Annotated in this window: 17 protein-coding genes; 5 read left to right on the forward strand and 12 right to left on the reverse strand. The window is 71.5% G+C overall.

The window, feature by feature from the left end; translation table 11 throughout:
* The 3 genes from ACRX5S_RS18755 to ACRX5S_RS18765 form a co-directional block, all read right to left on the reverse strand.
* On the reverse strand, window positions 1–390 hold a 390-nt coding region (locus ACRX5S_RS18755; RefSeq protein ID WP_436774125.1), incomplete at its 3' end, for a helix-turn-helix domain-containing protein.
* Window positions 391–723: 333 nt separating this feature from the next.
* The gene (locus ACRX5S_RS18760) at window positions 724–3858 is read right to left on the reverse strand and encodes an FGLLP motif-containing membrane protein (RefSeq protein ID WP_436774126.1); all 3135 of its coding nucleotides are present in this window, start codon (window positions 3856–3858) and stop codon (window positions 724–726) included.
* Window positions 3859–4030: 172 nt separating this feature from the next.
* Window positions 4031–7381, reverse strand: a complete 3351-nt coding sequence (locus tag ACRX5S_RS18765; protein WP_436774127.1) for a BTAD domain-containing putative transcriptional regulator — start codon at window positions 7379–7381, stop codon at window positions 4031–4033.
* A 409-nt stretch (window positions 7382–7790) separates the two neighbouring features.
* On the opposite strand from ACRX5S_RS18765, the gene ACRX5S_RS18770 reads away from it, so the two are divergent.
* Both ACRX5S_RS18770 and ACRX5S_RS18775 read left to right on the forward strand, forming a co-directional pair.
* Window positions 7791–8471, forward strand: a complete 681-nt coding sequence (locus ACRX5S_RS18770; RefSeq protein WP_436774128.1) for a hemerythrin domain-containing protein — start codon at window positions 7791–7793, stop codon at window positions 8469–8471.
* Between the two features lie 71 nt (window positions 8472–8542).
* The gene (locus ACRX5S_RS18775) at window positions 8543–8965 is read left to right on the forward strand and encodes a DUF4267 domain-containing protein (protein WP_436774129.1); all 423 of its coding nucleotides are present in this window, start codon (window positions 8543–8545) and stop codon (window positions 8963–8965) included.
* Here the strand turns inward: ACRX5S_RS18775 and ACRX5S_RS18780 are convergent.
* The 5 genes from ACRX5S_RS18780 to ACRX5S_RS18800 form a co-directional block, all read right to left on the reverse strand.
* Window positions 8962–11124: an outer membrane protein assembly factor BamB family protein gene (locus ACRX5S_RS18780; protein WP_436774130.1), complete on the reverse strand. Its 2163-nt coding sequence runs from the start codon at window positions 11122–11124 to the stop codon at window positions 8962–8964. The genes ACRX5S_RS18775 and ACRX5S_RS18780 overlap by 4 nt on opposite strands.
* 188 nt (window positions 11125–11312) lie before the next feature.
* Window positions 11313–12299 (reverse strand): acyl-CoA dehydrogenase family protein, encoded by a 987-nt coding sequence (locus ACRX5S_RS18785; protein ID WP_436774131.1) that lies wholly within the window; start codon window positions 12297–12299, stop codon window positions 11313–11315.
* Window positions 12299–13486 carry an acyl-CoA dehydrogenase gene (locus ACRX5S_RS18790; protein WP_436774132.1) on the reverse strand — a complete coding sequence of 396 codons (1188 nt, stop codon included), beginning with the start codon at window positions 13484–13486 and terminating at the stop codon, window positions 12299–12301. Before ACRX5S_RS18790 ends, ACRX5S_RS18785 begins: the two co-directional genes overlap by 1 nt.
* Window positions 13487–13521: 35 nt before the next feature.
* On the reverse strand, window positions 13522–14427 hold the full coding sequence (locus tag ACRX5S_RS18795) for an SDR family oxidoreductase (RefSeq protein ID WP_436774133.1): 906 nt from the start codon (window positions 14425–14427) through the stop codon (window positions 13522–13524).
* A gap of 148 nt (window positions 14428–14575) precedes the next feature.
* Window positions 14576–15817, reverse strand: a complete 1242-nt coding sequence (locus ACRX5S_RS18800) for an amidohydrolase family protein (protein WP_436774134.1) — start codon at window positions 15815–15817, stop codon at window positions 14576–14578.
* A 120-nt stretch (window positions 15818–15937) separates the two neighbouring features.
* On the opposite strand from ACRX5S_RS18800, the gene ACRX5S_RS18805 reads away from it, so the two are divergent.
* Window positions 15938–16555 carry an isochorismatase family protein gene (locus ACRX5S_RS18805; protein WP_436774135.1) on the forward strand — a complete coding sequence of 206 codons (618 nt, stop codon included), beginning with the start codon at window positions 15938–15940 and terminating at the stop codon, window positions 16553–16555.
* Window positions 16556–16765: 210 nt separating this feature from the next.
* Here the strand turns inward: ACRX5S_RS18805 and ACRX5S_RS18810 are convergent, their stop codons facing one another.
* Window positions 16766–18328: a class I adenylate-forming enzyme family protein gene (locus tag ACRX5S_RS18810; protein ID WP_436774136.1), complete on the reverse strand. Its 1563-nt coding sequence runs from the start codon at window positions 18326–18328 to the stop codon at window positions 16766–16768.
* A 186-nt stretch (window positions 18329–18514) separates the two neighbouring features.
* Here ACRX5S_RS18810 and ACRX5S_RS18815 point away from each other — a divergent pair, with 186 nt between their 5' ends.
* Window positions 18515–18937 carry a Rieske (2Fe-2S) protein gene (locus ACRX5S_RS18815; RefSeq protein WP_436774137.1) on the forward strand — a complete coding sequence of 141 codons (423 nt, stop codon included), beginning with the start codon at window positions 18515–18517 and terminating at the stop codon, window positions 18935–18937.
* Between the two features lie 44 nt (window positions 18938–18981).
* Here the strand turns inward: ACRX5S_RS18815 and ACRX5S_RS18820 are convergent, their stop codons facing one another.
* The gene (locus ACRX5S_RS18820; protein WP_436774138.1) at window positions 18982–20112 is read right to left on the reverse strand and encodes a DUF4328 domain-containing protein; all 1131 of its coding nucleotides are present in this window, start codon (window positions 20110–20112) and stop codon (window positions 18982–18984) included.
* A 237-nt stretch (window positions 20113–20349) separates the two neighbouring features.
* Between ACRX5S_RS18820 and ACRX5S_RS18825 the strand changes: the two genes are divergently transcribed.
* On the forward strand, window positions 20350–21672 hold the full coding sequence (locus tag ACRX5S_RS18825; RefSeq protein WP_436774139.1) for a DUF2786 domain-containing protein: 1323 nt from the start codon (window positions 20350–20352) through the stop codon (window positions 21670–21672).
* 272 nt (window positions 21673–21944) lie between these two features.
* Here the strand turns inward: ACRX5S_RS18825 and ACRX5S_RS18830 are convergent, their stop codons facing one another.
* Together ACRX5S_RS18830 and hemB are read right to left on the reverse strand one after the other, a co-directional pair.
* A complete protein-coding gene (locus ACRX5S_RS18830; RefSeq protein WP_436774140.1) occupies window positions 21945–23324 on the reverse strand; it encodes a hypothetical protein in 1380 nt (459 codons plus the stop codon).
* 74 nt (window positions 23325–23398) lie between these two features.
* The gene (gene hemB, locus ACRX5S_RS18835) at window positions 23399–24397 is read right to left on the reverse strand and encodes a porphobilinogen synthase (RefSeq protein WP_436774141.1); all 999 of its coding nucleotides are present in this window, start codon (window positions 24395–24397) and stop codon (window positions 23399–23401) included.
* Between the last annotated feature and the right edge of the window lie 2 nt (window positions 24398–24399).

Genomic DNA, 24399 nt, shown 5'->3' on the forward strand with positions numbered 1-24399 from the left:
GCGTCGCGCGGCGGGCCCGCGCGGCGCGACGAATTCCGCGTTCGATGCGGGTGCGGGAGTCGGAACGGAGTCAATGGCGGCGACCTCGGGGGCGGTGTCCGGAACGGACGAGTCGCGCCCGGAATCGAGTTCGGTCCACCTGGCGGTCCACAACTCCTCGTCGCCGCCGCATGCACGGACGTACGCGAGCGTCATCGCCAGCGTGGGAAGGGCGACGCCTTTCGTGGCCATCGACACGGAGCCCTTCGATATGAACCCGCGCCGCGCCACCTCCTGGACGGTCAGGCCTGCCGCCTGCCGCAGCGCGACCAGATCGAACGCAAACGCGGCCAGCGGCCCGTCCCCGGGATCCAGCGGCCGACCGGCTCTCCCACCGGGCTTCGACACCATGGCTTCAGAATGTCGGACGCGGCGCCGCCACACGCCGATGGTGGAGGAATCGAGATACGCGGATCGGCTGATCAGGCCCGGCACTCCCACGAGTTGGCGTAACCATAGTTCTGGAACCGGCTGACCACCGGCCGCACCGGACAAAGGACGGCGCATGCGCCCTGGCTGTCTATGGGCGCGTCTCCGGCGGGACCGGCACACGTCCAGCCGTACGCGCAGTAGCGCGCGTCGAGGCGCGCCCGAAGCCGCGTCCGTCGCGTCGAGCAGCGGCGTCGATGCGACGATCCGCATCGACGGCGCCGCCGAACGTGTCTCGGGGCGGCGGGCCCGGACTCAGATGACCTTGCCGCCGTACACCGGGTTCAGGACCACCACGCCACCCGTCTTGCCGTTCCCGGCGGGGGTCACCGTCGCATAGATCGCGCCCGACTCGACCACCGCTGCCTGCTCGACCCAACCGCCCACCGGCACCGCCCACTTCTGCTGCCCGGTCTCGGCGTCGACGGCGAAGAACATGCCCTTATTGTCGCCCACGTAGACGATGCCGCCGACCGAGGCCGGCGCGGAGGGGCCCCCGCCGGTGGGAAACGACCAGGCAGGGGTGCCGTTTTCGGTGTCCAGGGCGCGCAACTGGCCGTCGCCGGTCGTCACGTAGACGTGGTCGTCGTCGGCCGCGGGAGGCGACAAGGGCTTCCCCGGGTCGACGTCCCAGTCTTCCTGGTCCCCCATGAGCCGGTCTTCCCGCATGACGATCCGTCCGTCGCTCGTGGCGAAGAAGATCCTGTCGTCCCCGACGGCAGGCGGGGGCAGAACGGGTTCGTGTTCGATACGCCACAGCCACTTCGCGTCGAAGGGGCTGAACGCGGACACACCGCCGCCGTCGGGCAGGACGATGAGGGTGCTGTGGACCTGGTTCACCTTCCCGCCGTTGCGCTGCCCCAGATCGACGTCGTCTTCCGTGCCGGTTCGTGCGTCGAGCGCATGCAGGTCGCCCTTCGGATCGGATGCGAAGACTTTGCCGGCGATCGCCGCCACGGTGCTTTCGGGGCGGCCCGCGAAGTCCCACACCTGCTGCCCCGTCTCGGCGTCGATCGCGTACAGGCGGTCGCCGACGACGAAAACCATGCCCTCGTAATGGACGGGGGCGCCGCCGAGCGCGTGTTTTGCGGCGAACCTCCATCGTTCCTTGCCCGTCGCCACGTCGATCGCGAAGACCGTGCCGTCCTGCGCCCCGACGTACACCACACCCTGCTCGACCGTCGGTGCCGTGGTGAACCGGACGCCCTTCACGCTGAAGAACCAGTCGACATGCTCCTCCGCCGCGGCCACCGCTCCCCCTGCCCCACCCGGTCCGTCGGACGGCGAATCGCCGCCGCAACCGGCCGTGACGAGTACCGACAGCACCAATGCCGTCCCCCATATGCACCGACGCCGATCGCGTCCGAACACCGAGCCTCCCTCTATGCACCGACAGATGCGATCAGCGTGAATGCCATGTCGATCTGAACAACAGGGCCGGCTGTTCACAGCTTGTTCACGGCACGTTGGCGGCGCGGGCGTTCGGGTCGGTGGTGAACCGGAAGTAGGACCAGACGGCGACCGACACGACGAACAAGGCACCGAACGCGACAAGGGCGCGGATGTAGAGCCCGGGGGTGACACCGCCGCCGGTGCCGGCCGGGTCCAGCAGGGTCGCGGCGAAGAGGAAGAGCGCGGCCGCGTACAGGACTGCCCAGACCGGTCGGCTCCACTGCCACAGCGCCCGGCCGTCGAGGAACGTCGGGGAAGCAGTCCCACGATCAGGCCGGTCACCCCCGCGGTGAACAGTTGGGCGCAGATGTTCTCGGCGATCAGCACCCCCGTACCAGGAGCCCGGCCCATGGCGTCGCGCAGCAGCGAAGTGCCGATCCAGCCGGCCACCGACAGGGCCAGCAGGAGGCTCGCGCCGAGGGAGACGGCGTGGGCCTCGTCGCGGGGCCGCAGGCCGCGCGGTACGACGGCGGGGAACGCGAGGATGAGGCCGTACACGTAGCCGGGCGCGAGGTCGCAGGCGCGGGAGATCACGCCGAGGCACACGGCCGCGAACAGCGCGCCGGGCATGAGCGTGGGGAACGCCCGGATGCGGGAGACGCGGCGCCGGTACAGCTCGGCACTGAACGAGTAGGCCAGCACCGACAATCCGACGGCGGCCACGACGCCCGGGAGCAGAACGGCGGCGCGGGCGTCGAGGCCGAGTCCAGGTTCGACGGCGAGGGCGAACAGCGTGGAGAGGAGGAGGAATCCGATCACGTGCAGGCTCGGTCGGCGTGGAGCGCCGCGTGAACGCCGGCCCCCGGGGTGGAAGGCCCGCCATATGCGGGTGCGGTTCTCCTCGATCGTGCGGTTCAGCAGATCGGCGGGGAACGCGACGAGGGGCAGCGCGACGAGGGACGCCCCCGCGACGACGGCGACGCGGGCCGAGTCGTCGAAGACGTCGCGGACGGACGGCAACGCGGCGGCCGAGTTGGGGCGTTCGGCGTCCAGGCTCGCGCGCGGCGGTGAGGGTGCGGCCGGGGCCCCGGGTGCCTGCGCGGGGCTCGGGGATGTGGCCGGTGCGGGCAAGGCCGGAGGGGACGGCGACGGCCGCGCGGCAGCCGGATCCTGGACGTCCAGTACGGCTGCCAGTGCCGTGCGGGTGTCGACCACGTCGCCGCCCTGCTCTTCGCACGCGACTTCGACGTCGAGCGGGCCCGGGCGCGAGGTTGTGGGCACAAGGAGTTCGACGTACGTGTGCTCCGGGCGCCTGGCCGTCGAGTCCGGCGCCGCGACCCCCGCGGTGAAGCGGTACCACTCGTGCCCGTCGAGAGTGACGTGCGCGTGGTTGCTGCTGTTGGAGAAGCCGCACGTGATGTCTGCCCAAATGCGCGCCGTGTCACCGGGCTTGGCGGTCTTCGGTGCGACGATGAGGTTGCGCGCGGTGAGTTCGGCAGGACGGTCGGCGCGTGTCGAGACCTCGGCGACGCGGGTCGCGGCAAAGTCGACGTGGAGCGGGCGGCCGGCGAGCGAGGTGCCGGTGGTGGTCGTGTCGTCCGGCCCTTCGCAGCGCACGTCGAGGGTGTTGATCGGTTCCGTGGTCTCGATCGCGTCGTTCAGGTTGTCGGCCCCCGAGTCGTAGCGCACGCGGGGCGCCCGGATGGCGGTGGTGAACGCCCCGGTAGCCGGGTCGACGGGGACGCCGATGGCGACGACCGAGCGGCTGTACGTCCATCCGACCGCGCCCGATCTGGACTCGACGTACAGGGCAAGGGTGTTCGCCGGACAGGACGTGAACCCGGTGCCGGTGACGGTCACCGGATCGCCCTCGCGCACGCGCTCGGGCGAGACGGACACCTCGGGAGCCGCCACCGCGCGGGGTGCCGTCACAAGCTGCACGGTCGTGATGCCGGCTGCCGCCACCACGACCGTGAGCAGGCCGCTCACCCACCTCATGGACCGCCCCCGTTGTCACCTGCCGCGACGGCTCGGTCCGAGCCGGGCCATCGTCACGGTAGGTCGGAGGAAGGGGGCGTGACCAGGGCGGATTGTTCAGGGTGGTGTTCAGGGATGGTCCTGAACGCGGTAATGGCGAAGGTGGGGCACCTGCACGAGTTGGCATACGAGTTCACGGGTGCGTGACCCAGCCGGTGAGGGGGGTGTTCCAGTGGGCGGCTATGGCTGCGGCTCGGGTGCGGTGGGTGGCGGCTTCGGTGGGGTGGCCTAGGAGGGTTGCGAGGTCGGCGAGGGTGGCGGCTACGGGTGGGATGGCGAGGCTGATGCCGGAGGCGGCCGGGGAGGCTTCGGCGTACGGGAGGAGTGCGTCGTAGAGCTCGGCGGCTCCGGTGGGGTCGTCGGTGGCGACCATCGCCATGGTGCGGAACGTCGCGAAGACCATGAAGAGGAAGTCGGCTTGGAGGGGCCCGGCCTTGGTGAGGATGGCGCGGGCCTCGTCGGTTCGGCCCGCGGCGGCGAGGGTGGCTGCGAGCAGGTCTGCGACGAAGGGGCCGTATTTGGCGTGGAGTTGGGTGGCCTGCGGGACGAGTTCGGCGAGGCGGCCTTGGCCGGCGCGGATGGTGGCGACGGCGGCGAGGAGGTAACCGTCCGCGTGCGGTGAGCCCTGGCGGGCCATCTGGGCGGCTGCCTCGGTGTAGAAGCGTTCCGCTTCGTCGGTGCGACCTTCGATGTGTGCCAGGGTGGCGACCGCGCATTCGGTGACGGCGATCGGGCCGGGCATGCGGTACGCGCGGGCGAGGCGCAGGCACTCGTCGACGTGGCGGGCGGTGGCGGCGGGGTCTCCCGCCACGGCTGCCGAAATGGCCAGGGCGAAACCGCCGTTCCAGCGGTGGACGGGCAAGTCGTGCTCGATGCCGAGGCATTCGAGTTCGGCGCCGATACGAGCCGTCTCCTGCCATTCGCCGTCCGGGTCGTACTCGCGCAGGAGCGCGGCGCGTGCCTGGGCGCGGAGGGCAGGGTCGCCGATCTCGTCGGCGAGGGCGGCGGCTTCGGAGGCCGCGGCTCGGACGGATGGGTCTTTCAGGTCCGAGAGCTCTCCCGCGTACGCGATCAACAGGCGGCAGCGGACGGCAGGATCGTGGTCCGGTGCCGCAAGGAGGCGGCGCAGGTGCGCGACGACGGGCTCGTCGATTCCGCCGTACGGGCGGGCCTGCCACGGGGTCGGCTCGGTCCAGGCCGTGAAGGCGCGGATCAGGAGGTCGTCGCGGTCGGCCGCCATGGCGCGCTCGATGGCGAGGCGCCGGGTCTCACGTGCGTCCGTGACCGCCCCGGCGCGCACTTGTGCGCGCAGCAACCGGCCCAGGAGTTCGAGGTGTTCGACGGCACGGTCGCCGTCGTGGGCGGGCGGCATGCGCTCGAAGCACGCCAGCGCGTCCGCGAGCGTGCACGCCGCGGCGTCGTACGCGTAGCGGGTCTCGGCGAGGTCGGCGGCGCGCACGCAGTAGGCAACCGCCTTCGCGGCAGTGGCCGAGGACGCGGCGGCGGCGAAGTGGTGGGCCAGTGCGGAGACATCGCCGGGCGTGTGCGCTTCGAGGCCGGCGGCAATCCGGGCGTGCATGCGGGTCGCGCGCAGCCGGGACAGGTCGGCGAGGAGGGTGTCGCGTACGAGAGCGTGGACGAACCGCACGCGGCCCGGTGCGGGTTCGACGAGCAGCCCGGCGACCAGACCGGTCTCCAGCGCCCCGAGGACGCCGTCTTCGTCGGTGTCGGCCGCGCCGATCAGGACCTCGACATCGGCCTCTCGACCGGCGACTGCGGCAAGTCGCAGGACGGCGACGGCTTGTTCGGGGAGCCTGCCGAGACGGCGGCGCAGCACGTCCCGGACCCCCTCGGGCACGTCGGACAGTGCGACCAACGCCCCCTCACCGGCCATCAGTCGCGCCGATTCGCGGACGTAGAAGGGGTTGCCGCCAGTGCGCTCGGTGAGCGCGGAGAGGGTGTCGGCGTCGACCGGCTTGCCGCCGGCGGCTTCCACCACTTCGGCCACGGCGGTCGAGGACAGCCCGGTCAGCGGCAGGCGGAGGGGCGAACGGCGGGCGAGGGCGGCGAGGCCGTCGACGATGTGGCCGTCGAGTTCGTCGGGGCGGTACGCGGCCACGACCATGACCGGTGTGGCGGACGGCAGATCGGCGAGGCCCGCGAGCAACGCGACGGTCTCGGGGTCCGCCCAGTGCAGGTCGTCCAGGATGACCGCAAGCGGGCGCGTGGAAGCGGCATCCGCAAGCCACTGCCAGACGGCGCGGTGCAGGCGGAAGCGGCCGACGGCGACGTCCTCGTCGGTACGCGGATCGGGCTCGGACGTGGTGGACAGCAGGGGCGCGAGCACGCGCAACGTGCTTTCCGGAGGCGGGTGTTCAGCGGCCACCGTACGCAACGCCTCCACCCACGCCCACGCGGGCGGCGCGCCCTCGGCGTCCGTGTTGCGGCCGAACGCGACGAGCCAGCCGATGCGTTCCAGATGGTCGCCGAAGGCGCGCAGCAGCGCCGACTTGCCAAGCCCCGCCTCACCGGTGACGAGTGCGAGGCCCGGGCCGGAGGCGAGGGCACGATCGGCTGCGGAGACGAGTCGGTCCAGTTCGGCGTCCCGGCCGACGAACAGGTCCGGGTTGCCTGACGATGCGGGCGGTTGAGGTGGAGTCGGAATACCGAGCGCCTCGGGACCCGGGACTTCGCGGGCGGCCGGTGCCGTGGCCTCACGCAGCGGGCCGGTGTCCTGGGCGAGGATCGCCGCTTCGAGGGCCGTCAGCGCGGGACCCGGGTCCAGGCCCACTTCGGCGGCCAGCACGGAGCGGGCGCGGCGGAGGGTACCGAGCGCGTCGGCCTGGCGTCCCGTCGCCCACAGGGCGAGCGCGTGCAGGCGCCAGCCCTCTTCGCGCAGCGGGGCGTCGCGGGTCAGCAGCTCGGCTTCGGGGACCGCGGCGGCGGGATCCGCGCAACGCAGTTCGGCGGCCGTGCGTAGTTCGCGGGCCACGAGCCGGAGTTCGTCGAGGCGGGCGGCCTCGGCGACGGCCCACGACTCGTCGGCGGATTCGGCGTACGCCGGCCCGCGCCACAGTTCGAGCGCCTCGGCGAGCAACCGGCGTGCGGTGTCGGGTTCGTCGGCGGCGAGGCGTGCGCGTGCGTCGTGGAGCAGGCGCTCGAACCGCCACGCGTCGACGGCGTCGTCCGGCAGCCGCAGCGCGTACCCGGGCGCCGCGCTGACCAGCAGTTTTGCGGGGGTACGCGGGGCTCGGCCGGGTTCCAGGAGCCGCCGGAGGTTCGAGACGTACGCCTGGAGGGACGTCACGGCCTGGGCGGGCGGCGCGCCCTGCCACAGGTCGTCGATCATCCGGTCGACGGACACGACCTGGCCGCGAGCGGCGACCAGCAGGGCGAGCACGGAACGCTGGCGAGGTCCGCCGAGCGGCACGGCCCGACCGTCCCGTTCGGCGCCCAGGGAGCCGAGCACGCGTATGCACACCATCGCGCGGCCATCCTAGACGGGCAAGATCAGCCGCCATCGGGGACGATGCCGCACCGGAGCGGCGGGAGGTCGGTGCGCAGGGGCCGGATGGGGCGGAAGCATGCGGGGCTGAAGCACGCGGGCACTGGCGCACACGGCTGCGGGAGGCCCGGGGACGTCCGGGCCGGGCCAATGCAGCCTGCACAGGTGCGACGGCGAATGGGGAGGGTTGGGCGCGCGGGAGTGGGAAGCAGGGTTGAAGGGGCTCGCGAGGCAGGGGCAAGTGCGCGCGCCGCGCAGGCCACTGAGGGGAAGCAGACACGACTTCCGGCCCAAGTCGGACACCAACCCGGACGCCGACCCGGACGCCAAGTCAGGCTCCAAGTCGTCTCCAAGTCCCCTCCATGAGCCCCCGGCCAAGCTTCAGGACATGGAAACCACGAGCACCACCCAGACCCCCGCCGCCGACCGTCCCGACACCCACTCGATGGTCATCGTCCACCGCGGAATGCGCCGCGAGTCGCGGCTGCTGGCCCGGCTCGTCGCGGCAGTCGCGCCCGGCGACACGGCCCGCGCCGCCGTCCTCGCCGGCCACTTCCGCGACTACCGGCTGGGACTGCACAACCACCACCACGGCGAGGACGAGCTGCTGTGGCCCGTGCTGCTCGGCCGCGTCGATCTCGGAGCCGACGTGGTGCTGCGCATGGAGGCCCAGCACGAGCGGGTGGCCGAGACCCTGGCCCGCGCCGAGGCCGCACTGCCGGCCTGGGAGGCGACCGCGGGCGAGGCCGAGCGGGACGCCCTGGCGGCCGCGCTCACCGACCACCACGCCGTCCTCACCGCGCACATGGACGACGAGGAGACCGCGCTGCTGCCGCTCGCCGCGCAGCACCTGACGGCACACGAGTGGAACGCCCTCGGCGAGCACTTCCTCGCCGCGACCCCCAAGCCCAAGCTGCTCTTCTTCCTCGGCATGGTCCTTGAGGACGCCGAGCCCGCCGAGCGCGCCGACATGCTCGCCGGACTGCCCGGCTTCGCCCGGCTGCTGTGGCGCCTCGTCGGCCGTCCGTCGTACGTCCGCCGTATGCGTGCGATACGCGGCTCCAACTGAGCGGCGTACAAAGCGCGTTCCTCCCCCTTCCATCCCGTCCCACACCCCACAAGACCCTCAGGAGCCTCGCCATGACCATGAAGCGCCTCGCCACCGTCCTCGCCGCAATCGGTGGCGTCTTCATCTTCTATGTCGGAGTCAGCTACCTGGTCGCGCCAGTGGCGACCGCCGAAGGCTTCGGACTGCCGACTTGGCCGGAAGGCCGGGGAGAGGGGTTCCTTGCCGTCAAGGGCGTCCGGGACATCGGCTTCGGGCTGGTGATGCTCACGCTGCTGTTCGCGGGGCAGCGCAAAGCATTGGGGCTGACGATGGCGGCGATCGCCTTCGTCCCGGCCGGCGACATGGCGGTCGTGCTGAGCAAGGACGGCTCGACGCCGACCGCGTTCGGCGTGCACGGGCTGACCGCCCTCGCGGTCGCGTTCACCGCGGGCCTGCTGCTGCGCGAGCGGCCGGAGGCGGCCGGAGCCACGCAGGCCGCCTCCTCGCCCGCCTAAATGGCGACGGCGATCAGGGTGTTGTCGTCCACCCCCACATAGACCCGGTCGGCCGCAACCGCCGGAGACTGCACCGCACCCGGCGCGGCGTACTTCCACTTCGGCTGCATCGTGGCCGCGTCAACAGCATGCAGGTTCTGGTCCTTGCTGCCGACATACAGGACGCCCGCCGCGACGGCCGGGCGGCCCACGTCGCCCGCGGCGGCGTACCGGCCGGTCTCCTTGCCCGAACCGGTGTTGACCGCATAGACGTTGGAGCCGCCGCCTATGTATGCGGTGCCGCCGGTGACGACAGGGCCCGCCTGCGGGCCCACTCCGGCGAACGTCCAACGCTGGCGGCCGTCGGCCTCGTTCGCGGCGTACAGCATGCCGTCGGTGCTGCCGAAGTAGACGACGCCGCTGTCGACGACCGGAAAGCCGGAGACGGCTCCGCGCGTCGGGGCGGTCCACTTCTTGGTTGGCGAAAACGCCTCAATTGCATAGAGGTTGGTGTCGCTGCACCCGACGTAGACGACGTCGCCGGATATGACCGCGGAGTGCGTGTCGTTGCCGGTCGGGAAGCGCCAGCGCTCCTTGCCGTCGGAGTTGACGGCGTAGAGGTTGCCGTCCGCGCTGCCGACGTAGACGATGCCGCCGCTGAAGACCGGCGAGTGGACGATGCCCCCGGTCGGGAACGACCAGCGCTCCAGCCCCGATACGGCGTCGACGGCGTACAGCTTGCCGTCGTCGCTGCCGAGGTAGACCACGCCGCCGACGACGAACGGGGCGGAGCCGATCGCCGCCGAGGTGCGGAACTTCCAACGCTCGGTGCCGTCCGCGGTGTTCACGGCGTACAAAGTCCCGTCGTTGCTCGCGGCGTAGACGACGTCACCGGCAACTCGCGGATAGGACAGGACGGTTCCCGCGGTCGGGAACCGCCATGCGAGCAGGCCGGCTTGCGGGGCGGGTGAGGTCGGCGGCTTCGCGGGCTTGTCGTCGTCACCACCAAGGGCCGCCCAGGCCGCGACACCGGCTACCGCGGCGGTGGCCAACCCGGCCGCGCCGATGATCATGCGGCGGCGGGACGGGTTGGCGGGCCCGTCGGAATCGCGAGTGCTCACCTGCTCCCGCGTGCCCGGGTGTTCGAGCATGGCCTCGCCGCCTGCGGGAGCGGTGAGCGTACGGTCTCCCCGCGGCACCGCCACGGTCACCTCGGTCGGCGGCGCGGTCGGGACCGACCCCGGCGTCGGCGGCGGCGGAACGGCCCGCGTCGGATCGGACGGCGGTACGACGACCGTCGCCGCGCGCACCGCGTCCGACGCCAGATACGGCACCGTCGCCGGCAGCCAGCCCGGGGTGAACATGTCGGTGGCCTCGCGCCCGTGCGTCAGCGCGTCCGTCACCTCGTCCAGGCTCGGGCGCCCGGACGGCTCCTGGACCAGGCAGGCGGTGACGACCTCGCGCAGTTCGTCCGGGAGGCGTGTGAGGTCCGGCTGCCCCGACACGATGCGGTAGACGATCCCGGCGATCGAGCCGCCGCCGAACGGCCCTTCGCCGGTGGCCGCGAAGGCCAGCACCGAGCCGAGCGAGAAGACGTCGCTCGCGGTGCTGATGTCGGTCTCCCCCATCGCCTGCTCCGGCGACATGAAGCCGGGGGTGCCCACCATCGTTCCGGTGACCGTGAGTTCGGACCCGCCGAGCGCCCGCGCGATGCCGAAGTCGATGACGCGCGGCCCGTCGTCGGCGAGGATCACGTTGGCCGGTTTGAGATCACGATGGACGAGGCCACAGGCGTGGATCGCGGCCAGCCCCTCCGCGAGCCCCGCACCGAGGCTGCGCACGGTGCCCGGCGGCAGCGGCCCCGACGACCCCACCGCGTCGTGCAGCGACGGCCCCGGAACGTACGCCGTCACCAGCCACGGCGGATCACCGTCCGGGTCCGCGTCCACCACCGGCGCGGTGTAGAAGCCCCCCACCGAACGGGCCGCCTCGACCTCCTGGGCGAACCGGCGCCGGAAGTCACCATCGGCCGCGAGCGCGGTGTGCACGAGCTTCACCGCGACAGGCCGCCCACCCGGCGAACGCCCCAGGTACACCTGTCCCATCCCGCCACCGCCGAGGCGCCCCAACAGAACATAGGACCCGACACGTTCGGGGTCGGTGGGAGCCAACGGATCCATCGGCTGAAGCCTCGTCTGTGAACGGTCGGCCTCAGGCCGCACCGTGGTTTGGGACGGCGGGATTCTCTCAGGAAACCGGTGGGTTTGGACGAGGCGCACGAGATGCAAGACGATCGAAGGCCCGCCGGACGGCGGGCCTTCGACCTTTGCGCACCGGAGCCGCCCCGGCACACGGGGGCGGTCTCATCTCACAGCGTCGCCGCGAGGGCTTCCTCGTTCTCCTCGGCCGAACCGAACTGCGTCGCGTGGACCCAGGCCCGCTTCAGGTACAGGTGGACGTCGACCTCCCAGGTGAAGCCCATGCCGCCGTGCACCTGCGTCGCGTCCTTGCCGTTCCGCGTGGCCGCGTCGTCCGCCATCAGCTTGGCGGTCGGCACCGCCACCGCCGCGTCGCCCACGACCGGGTCGTCGAGCGTCACAGCGGCCGCGTAGACAGCCGCACGGGCGATCTCGGTGCGCACCAGCATGTCGGCGCAGAGGTGCTTGACCGCCTGGAAGCTGCCGATGATGCGGCCGAACTGCTCGCGCTCCTTGGCGTACTGCGTGGTCAGCTCCGTCAGCTTGCCGGAGATGCCGAGCTGCACCGCCGCGGTGAGCACCGCGCCCTCGCGGCGGAGCCGGGCGGCCGTCTCGGCGTCCGCGACCAACTCGCCCTCGGGCAGCGCCTCCACGTGGTGCAGCGGCGTGAACGGGTCCAGCGGCGAACGCACCGCGGTCCCGGTCACCGCCGAGGGCGAAACGCGGCGGACGCCGTCTGCGTCCAGCACCAGCAGCACGTCCAGCACGTCGAGGTGCTCGACGAGGATCGGGGACGCGTCCCCGTCCACGAGGCCCACGACCAGCGCGCCGGACGCGGCGCCCGCGCCCAGTTCGCCGCCCAGCGACGCGGCCAGGTGGGTCGCGACCAGGGGACCGGGCAGCAGCGCGCGGCCCGCCTCCTCGTAGACCAGCGCGGCTTCCGCGGTGCCGAGGCCGACGCCGCCCTCGTCCTCCGCGACGCGCAGCGAGAAGAAGCCGGTCTCGGCGAGCTCCGCCCACAGCTTCTTGTCGACCATGCCGGGGACGCGGTTCTTGTCCACCAGGTCCCGCATGCGGTCGCGGTCGAACCGGCCCTCGCAGAACTCGCGCACGCCGGTGGCCAGGTCGCGCTGGTCCTCGCTCAGCTGAAAGTCCATCAGCGCTCCTTCGGCAGGCCGAGGATGCGCTCCCCGACGATGTTGCGCTGGATCTGCGAGGTGCCGGCCGCGATCGTGTACGACAGCGACGACAACCGCTCGTCCATGAGGTCGCCGCTCGGCAGCCCCGCGACGTCCTCGACGACCAGCGCGGCGCGGTCGAGCAGGCGGTGGGCCAGCTCGTACACCTTCTGCTTGGTCTCGGAGAAGCGCAGCTTGAACACCGAGCCGCCGATGCCGGGGACGCCGGAGCGCGCGGCCTCGGAGACGTTCCACTTGGTGAGCGCCCACAGCGCCTCGAACTCGGCGGTGAGGTGCCCCAGCTCGCGGCGCAGCGCCACGTCGTCCCACGCGGTGGCGTCGCGGCGGGTGACCTTCTTGGCCAGCTCGGCCAGTTCGCGCAGCAGGCGCTGGCAGGCGACGACCTCGCTCACGAACGCGGTGCCGCGCTCGAACGAGAGCGTCACCATCGTGACGCGCCAGCCGTCGTTCTCCTCGCCGACGCGGTTCGCGACCGGCACGCGCACGTCGTCGAAGAACACCTCGGCGAACTCCGAGGTCCCCATCACCGTCTCCAGCGGGCGGATGGTGATGCCGGGGGTGTCCATCGGGACGATCAGCCAGGTGATGCCCTTGTGCTTGGGCGCCTCCGGGTCGGTGCGGACGAGCATTTCGCAGTAGTCCGCGACCTCTGCGTGCGAGGTCCAGATCTTCGACCCGTTGATGACGTAGTCGTCGCCGTCGCGCACCGCGCGGGTGCGCAGCGACGCGAGGTCGGAACCCGCGCCGGGCTCGGAGAAGCCCTGGCACCACACGTCCTCGCCGGACAGGATGCCCGGCAGGTACTTGCGGCGCTGCTCCTCGTTGCCGGCCGCGTTGACCGTCGGGCCGGCGTGCAGCAGGCCGACGAAGTTGGCGCCGACGTACGGCGCGCCCGCGCGCTCGGTCTCCTCCAGGAAGATCAGGTGCTCGGTCGGGGTCGCGCCCTTGCCGCCGGCCTCGACGGGCCAGTGGATGCCGGCGTACCCGGCGTCGAAGAGCATGCGCTGCCACGTCGTGTCGTACGCGCGGCGACCGGGCCAGTCGTTGCGGTCCGGCTTGGGCGGCAGCTTGGGCAGCGCCTCGTCGAGCCACGCGCGCAGCTCGGCGCGGAAGCCCTCCTCCGCCTCGGTGTACCTCAGGTCCATGGTCGTCTCCCGGCCTTTCTCGGCTAAGGCGGCGCTCAGGCGCCGTAGACCGGCGTGGGGGTCGGCGCCTCGTCGATCAGCTTGGCGACGACGGGGCCCAGTTCGGCCGGGTTCCAGCGGCGGCCGGCCTGGGCCTCGGGGCCGTGCTGCCAGCCGACCGCGACGGAGACCTTGTCGCCCTCGACCTCGAAGCATCGGCCGGTGACGTCCTTGGACTCGGCGGAGCCGAGCCAGACCACCAGCGGCGAGACGTTCGCGGGGTCGTAGAAGTCGAACGAGCCGTCGGTCGGCGCGGCGACCATGTCGGGCATGGCCTCCTCCGTCATGCGGGTGCGCGCCGCCGGGGCGATCGCGTTGACGGTGACGCCGTACCGGCCGAATTCGACGGCGGCGATCTGGGTCAGGGTGAGGATGCCGCCCTTGGCCGAGGCGTAGTTGCCCTGGCCGACCGAGCCCATCAGGCCCGCGCCGGAGCTGGTGTTGATGATGCGGCCGTCGACCGGGTTGCCCGCCTTGGCCTGCTCGCGCCAGTACGCGGCGGCGTGCCGCATGGTGGCGAAGTGGCCCTTCAGGTGCACGCGCACGACCTGGTCCCACTCGTCCTCGCTCAGCGAGACGAGCATGCGGTCGCGCAGGAAGCCGGCGTTGTTGACCAGGACGTCGAGGCGTCCGAAGGTGTCGATCGCGGTCTTGACCAGGCGGGCCGCGCCCTCCCAGTCGGCGACGTCGTCGGCGTTGATGACGGCCTTGCCGCCCATCGCCTCGATCTCGTCGACGACCTGCTGGGCCGGGCCGGGCGAACGGCCGTCGCCCTGCCGCGAGGCGCCGATGTCGTTGACGACGACGTGCGCGCCCTCGCGGGCGAACGCCAGTGCGTGCTCGCGTCCGATGCCGCCCCCCGCACCGGTGACGATGACAACGCGTCCCTCGCAGATACCCACGCCTCTACCCCTTTGGAAGTACCCCTGGTCTTGTCGCCTGGAGTCTAGATCTGACGGCCAATCAAATGACGACTGGTCAAATACCCGGAGACGGCCCACCGGACGCTTCACGTGCGCGTCGTGGTGGGCCGCCCGAGTGCGCCGGGACCTACTTGTCGTAGTCCAGGCTGAGCATGCGGATCGCGTTGCCGCGGATGATCTTGTAGACCGTCTCCGCGTCGAGCCCCGCGAGGTGCTCCTCGGCGACCTTCCTGGTGTGCGGCCAGGTCGAGTCGACGTGCGGGTAGTCGGTCTCGAAGGTCACGTTGTCCACGCCGATGACGTCGATCGAGTTGACGCCGTGCTGGTCGCGGAAGAAGCACGCGTACATGTTCTGGTGGAAGTAGAACGACGGGCGCTCGGGCAGGCCGTCGCCGACGCCGGCCCAGGCGCGGTGCTCCTCCCACACGTCGTCCATGCGCTCCAGCGCGTAGGGGATCCAGCCCATCTGGCCCTCGGAGTACGCCAGCTTCAGGCGCGGGTAGCGGGCCGGGATGCCGGCGAAGATGAAGTCCGCCATCGACGCCATCGCGTTGTTGAAGCTGAGGCTCGCCTGCACCGCGGCGGGCGCGTCGGGGGACGCGGCCGGCATCGTCGAGGACGACCCGATGTGCATGTTGATGGTGACCTCGCGCTCCTCGCAGACGCGGAAGAACGGGTCCCAGTAACCGGTGTGGATGCTCGGCAGGCCGAGGAACGCGGGGATCTCCGAGAAGCACACCGCGTGCACGCCGCGGTCGGCGTTGCGGACGACCTCGGCGACGGCGAGGTCGACGTCCCACAGCGGGATGATGATCAGCGGGATCAGGCGGCCGCCCGAGTCACCGCACCACTCCTCGACCATCCAGTCGTTGTACGCCCGGACGCACGCGAGCGCGACCTCCTTGTCCTTCGCCTCGGAGAAGGTCTGGCCGCAGAAGCGCGGGAAGGTCGGGAAGCACAGGGAGGCCTCGACATGGTTGATGTCCATGTCCTTGAGGCGTTCCTTGGGGTCGTACAGCCCCGGGCGCATCTCCTCGCGGGTGATGCCCTCAAGCGTCATCTGGTCGCGGCTGAAGCCGACGGCGGCGATGTTGCGCTTGTACGGGAAGCGCAGGTCCTCGTAGAACCACCAGTCCGCGAGCGGGCCGTCGGGGTCGGTCGTGATCTTGTAGCTGGCGCCGGTGTACTCGAGCTGCCCGATACCCGTCTGGACGTGCTTGGGACCCCGGTCGTGGTACTTGGCCGGCAGCCAACGCTCGAACAGGTGCGCCGGTTCGATGACGTGGTCATCGACACTGATGATCTTCGGGAGTTCCCCGAAGCTGTTGCCGGCCTCGGTGACGTCCTGCTCGGGCAGGTTGGCGCTCATCGGCCCCTCCTACGGACTGAATCTGATGGACCGCTACGGACTGAATCTGATGGACCGTCAGATTTAGCGTAATCTCTCCCCGCAGGCAACAGCAAGCCGATGGTCAGTCAGGAGACTCACATGGCAATCGATCCGGGTACGTTGCTCGCCCCCGGGACGACCGCGCTGGTCACCCAGGAATGCCAGAACGGGGTGATCGGAAAGGACGCCGTCCTCCCCGCCCTGGCCGAGCACACGCAGGGTCTGATTCCGGCCATCGACCAACTGTGCCGTGCGGCACGGGCGGCGGGGGTCCCGGTGCTGCACTGCCTCGCGCTGCGCCGCGAGGACGGCCGGGGCGCGAACCGGAACGCCCGCATGTTCGGGGCCGCGGCGAAGGCATCCGTGCAGCTCACGCCCGGATCGGCGGCCGCGGAGGTCGCGGACGGCATCGAAGTGGCGCCTTCCGACCTGGTGCTGACGAGGTATCACGGACTGGGGCCAATGGCCGATACCGGCCTTGCGTCGGTGCTCCGGAACCTGGGCGTCACCACGGTCGTCGGCGTCGGCGTCTCGCTCAACGTCGGCATGCTCAACTTCGCGATGGACGCCGTGAACGCCGGATTCCAGTTCGTGGTTCCGCGCGACGCGGTGGCGGGATTCCCACCCGAATACGCCGAAGCGGTGCTCGCCAACACGCTGAGCGCTGTGGCGACCATCACGACGGCGGAGGCGGTCGTGGAGGCGTGGCGTTCCTGATCATCGGGACGACAAGAGGGACATTTGCCGCAAAATCCTTTGTGGCGCGGGGACATGGCACGGGGACATGGCACGGCGAAGGGGCACCGCGGTCGTCACCGCGGCGCCCCTTCAGCTTGTGCGCGCTCCCGCACGCCGGCACGTACACCTGCGCGCCCGTGGCCGCCGTGCGCGGGCTTCGGTACGCAGGCTCCCGTACGCGAATCCCCGCTACCGCTGCGGCGTCCAGGGCCTCGCGTTGTACTCGTCGCGGATCTTGAACTTCAGCACCTTGCGCAGCGTCTCGTTGCGCGGCAGCGCGTCCACGATCTCCAACTGCTCGGGGATCTTCTGCACCATCAGGCTCGCGTCCTTCAGGTACTGCACCATCTCCGCGAACTCCAGGTCCGGTTCGCCCGGCTGACGCTCGACCACCGCGCACACGCGCTCGCCGCGCTCGCGGTCGTTGAGGCCGACGACGGCGACGTCCGCGACCTTCGGGTGCGCGAACAGCAGGTCCTCGATCTCGCGCGCCGAGATGTTCTCGCCCTTGCGGATGATGACGTCCTTGAGCCGCCCGGTGAGCGACAGGTGGCCGTCCGCGCGCAGCTTGCCGAGGTCGCCCGTGTGGTAGAAGCCGTCCGCGTCGAACGCGTCCTTCGTCAGCTCCGGGTCGGTGTAGCCCTTGAACACCATCGGACCGCGCAGCCGGACCTCGCCCTCCTCGTCCGGACCGGCGAGCGAGCCGTCGGCGCGGACGATGCGCACCTCGATGCCGAAGACCGGCCTGCCCTCGCTGTAGGTGAGCTGGTCCTCGGTGTCGTTCGGGCCGCCCTGCGCGATCATCGGGCACTCGGTCATGCCGTACCCGTGGCACAGCACGGCCTGCATCTCGTCGACGACCTCGCGGAACAGCTCCGGCGGCTTGGGCGCGCCGCCGCCCGAGACGATGCGCAGCGTCGGGATGATCTTGACGCCCGGCTGCTTGCGCTGCTCGTTGAGGAACGCGACGTAGAACGCGGTGGAGCCGCCGACCATGGTGACGCCGAGGCGCGCGTACACCGGGATGACGCCCGCCGGGTCGAAGGTCTCGATGATGACCGCCGGGAAGCCGGTGATCAGCAGCGTGTTGACGTAGTCCGGACCGGCGATGTGGGCGTACGGGAAGGCGATCGAGCCGACGTCGGTCTCCGACATGTCGAGCGCCTTCGCCAGCCCGATGCCGCCCGCGATCAGCGTGCCGTCGGTGTGCTGCACGCCCTTCGGGTCGGACGTGGTGCCGGACGTGTAGTACAGCCAGCGCACCCCGTCGCCGTCGGTCGGCGCGGGCGGGAGCGTGGCCGGGTCGCCCTCGGGAAGGTCGTCGTACGCGGTCAGCACGGTCAGGCCGCCCGGCACGTCCTTGGCCAGCGCCTCGCCCATCGCGACGAAGTCGAAGCCCTTCCAGGTGCCCGGGGTCAGGTAGTACTCGGCCTCGGTCTGGCGGAGGCAGAAACCGACCTCCTTCTCCCGGTAGAAGGGGATGATCGGGTTCTGCACGGCGCCGAGCCGCGCGAGCGCCGTGGCCGCCACGATCGACTCGATGCGGGTCGGCAACTGCCAGGTCACGCGTGTGCCGGCGGTGATCCCGAGCGCGTGGTAGCCGGCCGCGACCCGCTCCGCCCACGCCTTGAACTCACCGAAGGTGACCTTGCGGTCCTCCGGGTCGAGCAGCATCGGGGTGTCCGGCGACGCCGCGGCGCGGCGCTCGACCAGCTCCCAGAGCGTCTTGGCGTCGTAGATCGGATCAGACACGTGCCCTCCACGTGAGATGGTTCGCCAACCCGGCCGCTGTCATCCGCGCCTGCACGACGGGCACAACATGCCGAGCTGACGGTACGTCAGAAGAGGTCCGCGCCGGAAGGGTGGGGCAGGTCACGCGGGTGAATTCGATCACCGATCGCCTGTCTTTCGCGATGAGGTATGCCTACCCTGCCCGATATGAAGGTGCCGTTCCGCCGGGACCGCTCCGGCGCCGCCCGGGCCGCGGCCGCGCCCGCCGCGGTCCCCGAGGGCGCCGTACGCCTGGGCTCGCTCGCCGACGTGCCCGAGGGCGCGGTCCGCCGGGTGCACGACCGTCCGCCCATCGCCGTGCTCCGGCACGGGGGCACGGTGCACGCGTTCGAGGACCGCTGTCCGCACGCGGGAGCGCTGCTGTCGCGCGGCACGGTGAACGGCGACGCCGTGACATGCCCCTCGCACCGCACGGTCTTCCGGGTCGACACCGGCAAGTCGTCGGGCGAGTTCGCATGCCGCACGCTGCGGACCTACCCGGTGGTGACCGTCGACGGGACGGTGTACGTCGACCCCGTCCCCCGCTCGCCGCGGGCGGCCCGGCAGGGCAAGTGCGGAGACGGCGCCTGAGCAGGCCGCCAGCGCGGGCTGTCCGGACACCGCGTCGACCGGTGTCAAAGCCGCGGGGCTTGAGGCAGCTGTGGGTCCTGTGGCGCCTGCGTTGCCTGGGTCGACTGCTGTCCCTGCGGTGCCTGCGGGGCTTGCTGTGGCATCGGAGCCTGCGGTGCCTGTTGGGGTAGTGGCGCCTGGGGAGGCAGCGGGACCGGGAAGCCGCCCGGGGACCATGCGACGGGTGGCGTGCCCCACGTCGCCGGGGGGCCGCTCATGGCCCACAGTTGCGCGGTGCGCTCGTTCTGCAAGGCGGTGATTCGGCGGACCAGCATGATCGCGAACACCCCGGAAAGCGCCATGAGCAGTTCGGCGGTGCCGCTGAGGCGGTCCGCGAACACGAAGTCGTCCATGTCGTCCGCGCTGTCCCGTTCCCCGTCACTCCCGGCCATCAAGTCGCTGAACTCTGTCAGCGCCCACATCCCCATGAACAGGACCCACCAGCACGTGATCAGGACGCTCCGCCCGAACAGCTTGCCGCTGTCCCGCGAGCCCCGCCAGGCGTCGCTGCCCTTCCAAATGTCGTGCGCGATCCGCGCCGGGAACCACAGGTTGACCGCCGGGCACACCCAGCCGCCGATCGCCCAACCCCGGCCCAACGACGGCTGGTGCAAACCGAACAACTCGACGTTCTTGCGCGCCCGGAAGAACCAGATGACGAAAACGACCCCGGTGGCGGTCAACAGGACGACGTGGAAGAGCGCGGCGGCGATGACAAAGTCGTCGGCCGATTCGAGTTCGGCGAGCGTGACCGAGCCGAACGGGTCGTCCGCGAAGTCCTCCACCAGCCCGGCCCGCCGAAAGGCCGCCACCGCGAGCACCACCGTGGCGGCCGTCGTCACGCCCAGCAGCGCGTAGAGCGCGGTGGCCAAGCCCCCCACGGACTTGATCTGCCACAGCTGCCAGTGCCGCGCGGGCTGCGGGACGTACGGGTCCCAGAGCCCGGAAGCCCTCTTCGCGGACTCCAGCGCGCCGACCGTGTCGGCGGCGGGACGCCACGCGACGTCGTCGCGGTCCTCCTCCCAGCGCCACGCGGCCTCGTCGTCCGCGATGTCGTCCGCGGCGTCCGGCCGGTTCGGCGTGGCGTCCGCCGAACCGGCCGGGGTTCCACCGCAGTTCGTGCACCCCGTGGACAACGTCGAGGTCGCACCGCAATCCGGACACAGCAAAGGAACCCCCCGGGGACAAGACGCGGGGACCGGCCGGCGATCGGGCACGGTCCTGAAGACGGCGTGGGCATCATGCCGTGTCCGCCCATCAAGGTCACGCGGTATTTCCCGGTCCGGCGGGTCGCGGTCCCGGCTGCCCCGTTATGCGCCCGTACTCCCGTGGTGATGGTCGGTCGTACCTGGTGTGTGACGGACAATGGACGGATGCCCACCGCTCTCCTGGACGAGATCCTGCACCACCTCATCGGCGCACCCGATGAGGACGCCGTGCAGTTCGCGGTCGACTCCGGAGCGTCGCGGCTGGCCGAATCGGCCGCGCGGTGGCCGGACATGAGCCGGGCCTACCTCGCCCTCGCCGAACGCGTCGCGGACGGCTGCTGGGCGCGCGGCTGGCAGCCCGCCGACGCCGTGCGGATGGTGGACCGGGCCTTCGCGGCCGAGCGTCCCGCCGACCGGCACACCCGAATCGCGGTCGACATCGTCGCCGCGGCGCAGCGCCGGGAATCCGCGGCCGCACGCGGCGCGCGATGGCAGCGGCAGGTGCGCGAACTGGGCGCGGACGTATGGTGGGACGGCGACGACACCTACCTCCCCGGGTTGGCCGCGCGGATGAACGTGACCCGTTTCGAGTGTGCGGGCTATGTGCTGGAGGTTCTGCGGGTACTGGCCCGGCTTCCGGGCATCGTGCCGCTGCACGCCGAGGCGGCGGCCGCCGCCCCCGAACCGGGCGCCACCGTCGGCGGCGAGGCCCCGCGCATGCTCGGGCGCATCCGCGCGCTGCTCGCGAAGGCCGAGTCGACCGAGTTCCCGGAGGAGGCCGAGGCGCTGTCCGCGAAGGCCCAGGAGCTGATGGCCCGGCACAGCATCGACGCGGCGCTGCTCGCGGCGGGCCCCGGTGGGGGATCCGCAGCCGGGTCCGGGGGCGGACCCACCGCGATCCGGGTCGGCGTCGACGCACCCTACGACGAGGCAAAGGCCATGCTGCTGGACGCGGTTGCCGAGGCGAACCGCTGCCGCACGGTCTGGTCGCCCGACTTCGGCTTCTCCACGGTCATCGGCTTCGCGGCGGACCTCGACGCGGTCGAACTCCTGTACACCTCACTGCTCGTCCAGGCCACCGCGGCCATGACGCGGGCGGGCGGCCGGGCCCGAGGCGGGCGCAACCGGTCCGGATCACGCGACTTCCGGCAGTCGTTCCTGATCGCGTACGCGGGGCGCATCGGCGAACGCCTGGCGGCGGCCGCGCTGCGCGCCGAGCGCGAGGCCGCACGCGACGCGGCGAATGCGGCTGCGAGTTCGGGTTCGGGTTCGGGTTCGGGCGGCGCGAACTCCCTTGCGGAGCCCTCGAACGACGCGCTCCTCCCCGTCCTCGCGGCCCGCGAAGTCGCGGTCAAGGAGGCCGCGGAGGAGATGTTCCCCAACCTGACGACACACCGCGTCCGCATCCGCGACGAGGAGGGCTGGACGCACGGCAAGGCCGCCGCAGACCGCGCGAGCCTGGGACCGCGTCCGATCTCCGGCTCCTGACGGCGACTCCGGGCCCGTCGCTCAGCGCCTGCGGTCCGCGGTGCGGCGACCGTCGGCGGCGGTCGACACCGGCTTCATCGTGCGGGGGGGGTGGTGTCGTCGTCGGCCGGTGACGAGGCAAGGCATCGAACGTGTGGCGAGACTTCGCCATCGCATGTGCCTTGGGGCCGAGGCGGCTTCCACCTACTGGCGGAGTCCGTCACCCGCGCGCGGCATCACGCACGGAACTTCGGCGACGGAGCGTCAGTGCGGTGCCCACAACACAGGGACGATCAGGGGCGCTGCCTGCCCGCTGTCTGCCGCAGGCGCCGCTCGGGTGTGGCCGAAATCGGGGGCAACGTGCGGGCGATGGTTTCGAGGACGCATCTGATGTCCGAGTTCACCGGGACAGTGGCGGCTTGTCCCACGACGGGGTCGGCGGTTGCGAGCGGCCGGACCGGGGCACGCTCGGAGGCCGGAGCGGCGGGAGGCGGCGACGGGTCCGCACGAAGCGGAGGCGGGCCAGGCACGGTGGCGACCGGCGGGGCCGCGACGGGTTTCGGGGGCGTCGGGCCGGTGGCGACGGGGGCCACCAGGCGCCTGGCGGCGGGCGACGGAGCGGCGGACAGGCCTACCGGCACTGCGGGTTCGACCCACACGGCGCGGGCGGCCGGCTCGGCGGGCACACGGCGGGCGCCGGGCTCGGACGCGTGCGGTGTGAGGAGTGCGAGCGTGCGCGCGACCGCCTCCCAGTAGATCGCCACCATGGCCGGCGCGACGCCGGACGCCACATGCGTGTGCAGGCGCAGGCACAACCGCCTCGTCCAGTCCCACAGGAACTCGACGGCCCTGGCGACCGCGCGCGGCGGCAGCGCGGTGACGGCGGATGTGCCGAGCCCCAGCCACGGATTGGCCGGCATGCCATCGGACCCGCCCGCGGCAAGCTGCGCCAGGCGCGGCGATTCCCCCGCCGTCTCCCTCGGCAACTGCCGTGACACACAAGGCTCTTTGAACTCCCAAGCGATGTCACCCTCGATGATTCGGGTGCGCAGGCCCGTGAGCCACAAGGCGGGCGGGTCCAGGGGGATGGGCTTGCCCGATGCGGAGGGCAGCACCGCGTCCAGGCACGCGAGCAGATCCGCGGCGGCCGGGTCGCGGTGTAGGACGGCACGCATCGCAGAAAGCCACAACTCGTCCAGCCGCGCCAGCGGTTCGGCAACGTGCTTGCGCCAGACCGCATCCGTCCCCAGAAGCTGCACCTCGGCGACAATACGGTCGAGGTCGTCGGCCAGTTCGTCCGCGAAGGACTCGTCGCTGCCGACGAGCGCGCGCAGTTCCTCGTCCGATGCGAGATCCCGCACCAGATGGTGCAGGGTCGTGCGTGTGGCCCACACCTGCCCGAATGCCGACGACGACGCCAACTCGTCCGGAATGTCGAGGAGTCCGTCACGCAAACCGATCACGATGCCGTAGCCGGCGAGTTGGCCGAGGAAGCGGCTGTACGCCGTACCCGAGCGCCACTGCGAAGGCGTGTCGCGCAGAGCCCGCCGCACCGCGCCGACGGCGGTGTGCAGGGCATCTCTCAGGGCCTGGGTCTCAAGTCTGGTGTATTGCGGGCTGCTTCGGGGATTCCTCCTGTCGTGGAACCATGACCTGTGGATCCCGTCCGTCATACGGTGGCCCGATCGTCGTCGTCCGGCAGAAGCGTTCCGCATGATAGGAAAGCGACTGCACAGTGAGACAGACGTCAGTGCAGTTTGCGGGCCACCTCGGTCGCCCAGTACGTCAGGATCACGGACGCGCCCGCGCGACGGACGCCGGTGAGGGTCTCCAGGATCACCCGGTCGCGGTCGATCCAGCCGTTCGCGGCGGCCGCCTCGACCATCGCGTACTCGCCGCTCACCTGGTAGGCGGCGACCGGCACGTGCACGGCGTCGGCGATGCGGCGCACGATGTCGAGGTAGGACATCGCGGGCTTCACCATCACCATGTCGGCGCCCTCGGCCACGTCGAGGAGCGCCTCGCGCAGCGACTCGTCCGCGTTGGCCGGGTCCTGCTGGTACGTCATGCGGTCGCCCTGCAAGGTCGACTCGACGGCCTCGCGGAACGGCCCGTAGAAGCCGCTCGCGTACTTGGCGCTGTACGCGAGAATCGACACGTCGGTGTGGCCCGCCGCGTCCAACGCCCGCCGCACGTAACCGACCTGACCGTCCATCATGCCGCTCGGGCCGAGCATGTGGGCGCCCGCCTCGGCCTGTACGACGGCCATCTCGGCGTAGCGTTCCAGAGTGGCGTCGTTGTCCACCGTGCCGTCCTCGCGCAGCACGCCGCAGTGGCCGTGGTCGGTGAACTCGTCCAGGCACAGGTCCGACATGATCACCGTGTCGTCGCCCACCTCCGCGGCGACGTCGCGCAGCGCGACCTGGAGGATTCCCTCCGGGTCGGTGCCCGCGGTGCCGCAGGCGTCCTTGTGCGACGGGATGCCGAACAGCATCAGGCCGCCCACACCGGCCGAGACGGCCTCGTGGGCGGCTTTGCGCAACGTGTCGCGGGTGTGCTGGACCACGCCCGGCATCGAGGAGATCGGCACCGGCTCGGTGGCGCCCTCGCGCACGAACAGCGGCAGGATCAGGTCGGCCGGATGCAGTCGGGTCTCCGCCGCGAGGCGGCGCACCGCCGGGGTCCGGCGCAGCCTCCTCGGTCGAACCAGAGGGAACCCGCCGGACCCTGACAGCGCGTCAGACATGG

Source organism: Yinghuangia sp. YIM S09857 (assembly GCF_051388915.1).
Classification (GTDB): domain Bacteria; phylum Actinomycetota; class Actinomycetes; order Streptomycetales; family Streptomycetaceae; genus Yinghuangia.

Excerpts from the sequence above, each read along its gene's own strand:
- ACRX5S_RS18800 (WP_436774134.1), bottom strand. The coding sequence starts at position 15,817 with ATGAGCGCCAACCTGCCCGAGCAGGACGTCACCGAGGCCGGCAACAGC.
- ACRX5S_RS18815 (WP_436774137.1), top strand. The coding sequence starts at position 18,515 with ATGAAGGTGCCGTTCCGCCGGGACCGCTCCGGCGCCGCCCGGGCCGCG.
- ACRX5S_RS18790 (WP_436774132.1), bottom strand. The coding sequence starts at position 13,486 with ATGGACCTGAGGTACACCGAGGCGGAGGAGGGCTTCCGCGCCGAGCTG.
- ACRX5S_RS18760 (WP_436774126.1), bottom strand. The coding sequence starts at position 3,858 with ATGAGGTGGGTGAGCGGCCTGCTCACGGTCGTGGTGGCGGCAGCCGGC.
- ACRX5S_RS18780 (WP_436774130.1), bottom strand. The coding sequence starts at position 11,124 with ATGGATCCGTTGGCTCCCACCGACCCCGAACGTGTCGGGTCCTATGTT.
- ACRX5S_RS18785 (WP_436774131.1), bottom strand. The coding sequence starts at position 12,299 with ATGGACTTTCAGCTGAGCGAGGACCAGCGCGACCTGGCCACCGGCGTG.
- ACRX5S_RS18805 (WP_436774135.1), top strand. The coding sequence starts at position 15,938 with ATGGCAATCGATCCGGGTACGTTGCTCGCCCCCGGGACGACCGCGCTG.
- hemB (WP_436774141.1), bottom strand. The coding sequence starts at position 24,397 with ATGTCTGACGCGCTGTCAGGGTCCGGCGGGTTCCCTCTGGTTCGACCG.
- ACRX5S_RS18825 (WP_436774139.1), top strand. The coding sequence starts at position 20,350 with ATGCCCACCGCTCTCCTGGACGAGATCCTGCACCACCTCATCGGCGCA.
- ACRX5S_RS18770 (WP_436774128.1), top strand. The coding sequence starts at position 7,791 with ATGGAAACCACGAGCACCACCCAGACCCCCGCCGCCGACCGTCCCGAC.
- ACRX5S_RS18765 (WP_436774127.1), bottom strand. The coding sequence starts at position 7,381 with ATGGTGTGCATACGCGTGCTCGGCTCCCTGGGCGCCGAACGGGACGGT.
- ACRX5S_RS18830 (WP_436774140.1), bottom strand. The coding sequence starts at position 23,324 with ATGACGGACGGGATCCACAGGTCATGGTTCCACGACAGGAGGAATCCC.
- ACRX5S_RS18775 (WP_436774129.1), top strand. The coding sequence starts at position 8,543 with ATGACCATGAAGCGCCTCGCCACCGTCCTCGCCGCAATCGGTGGCGTC.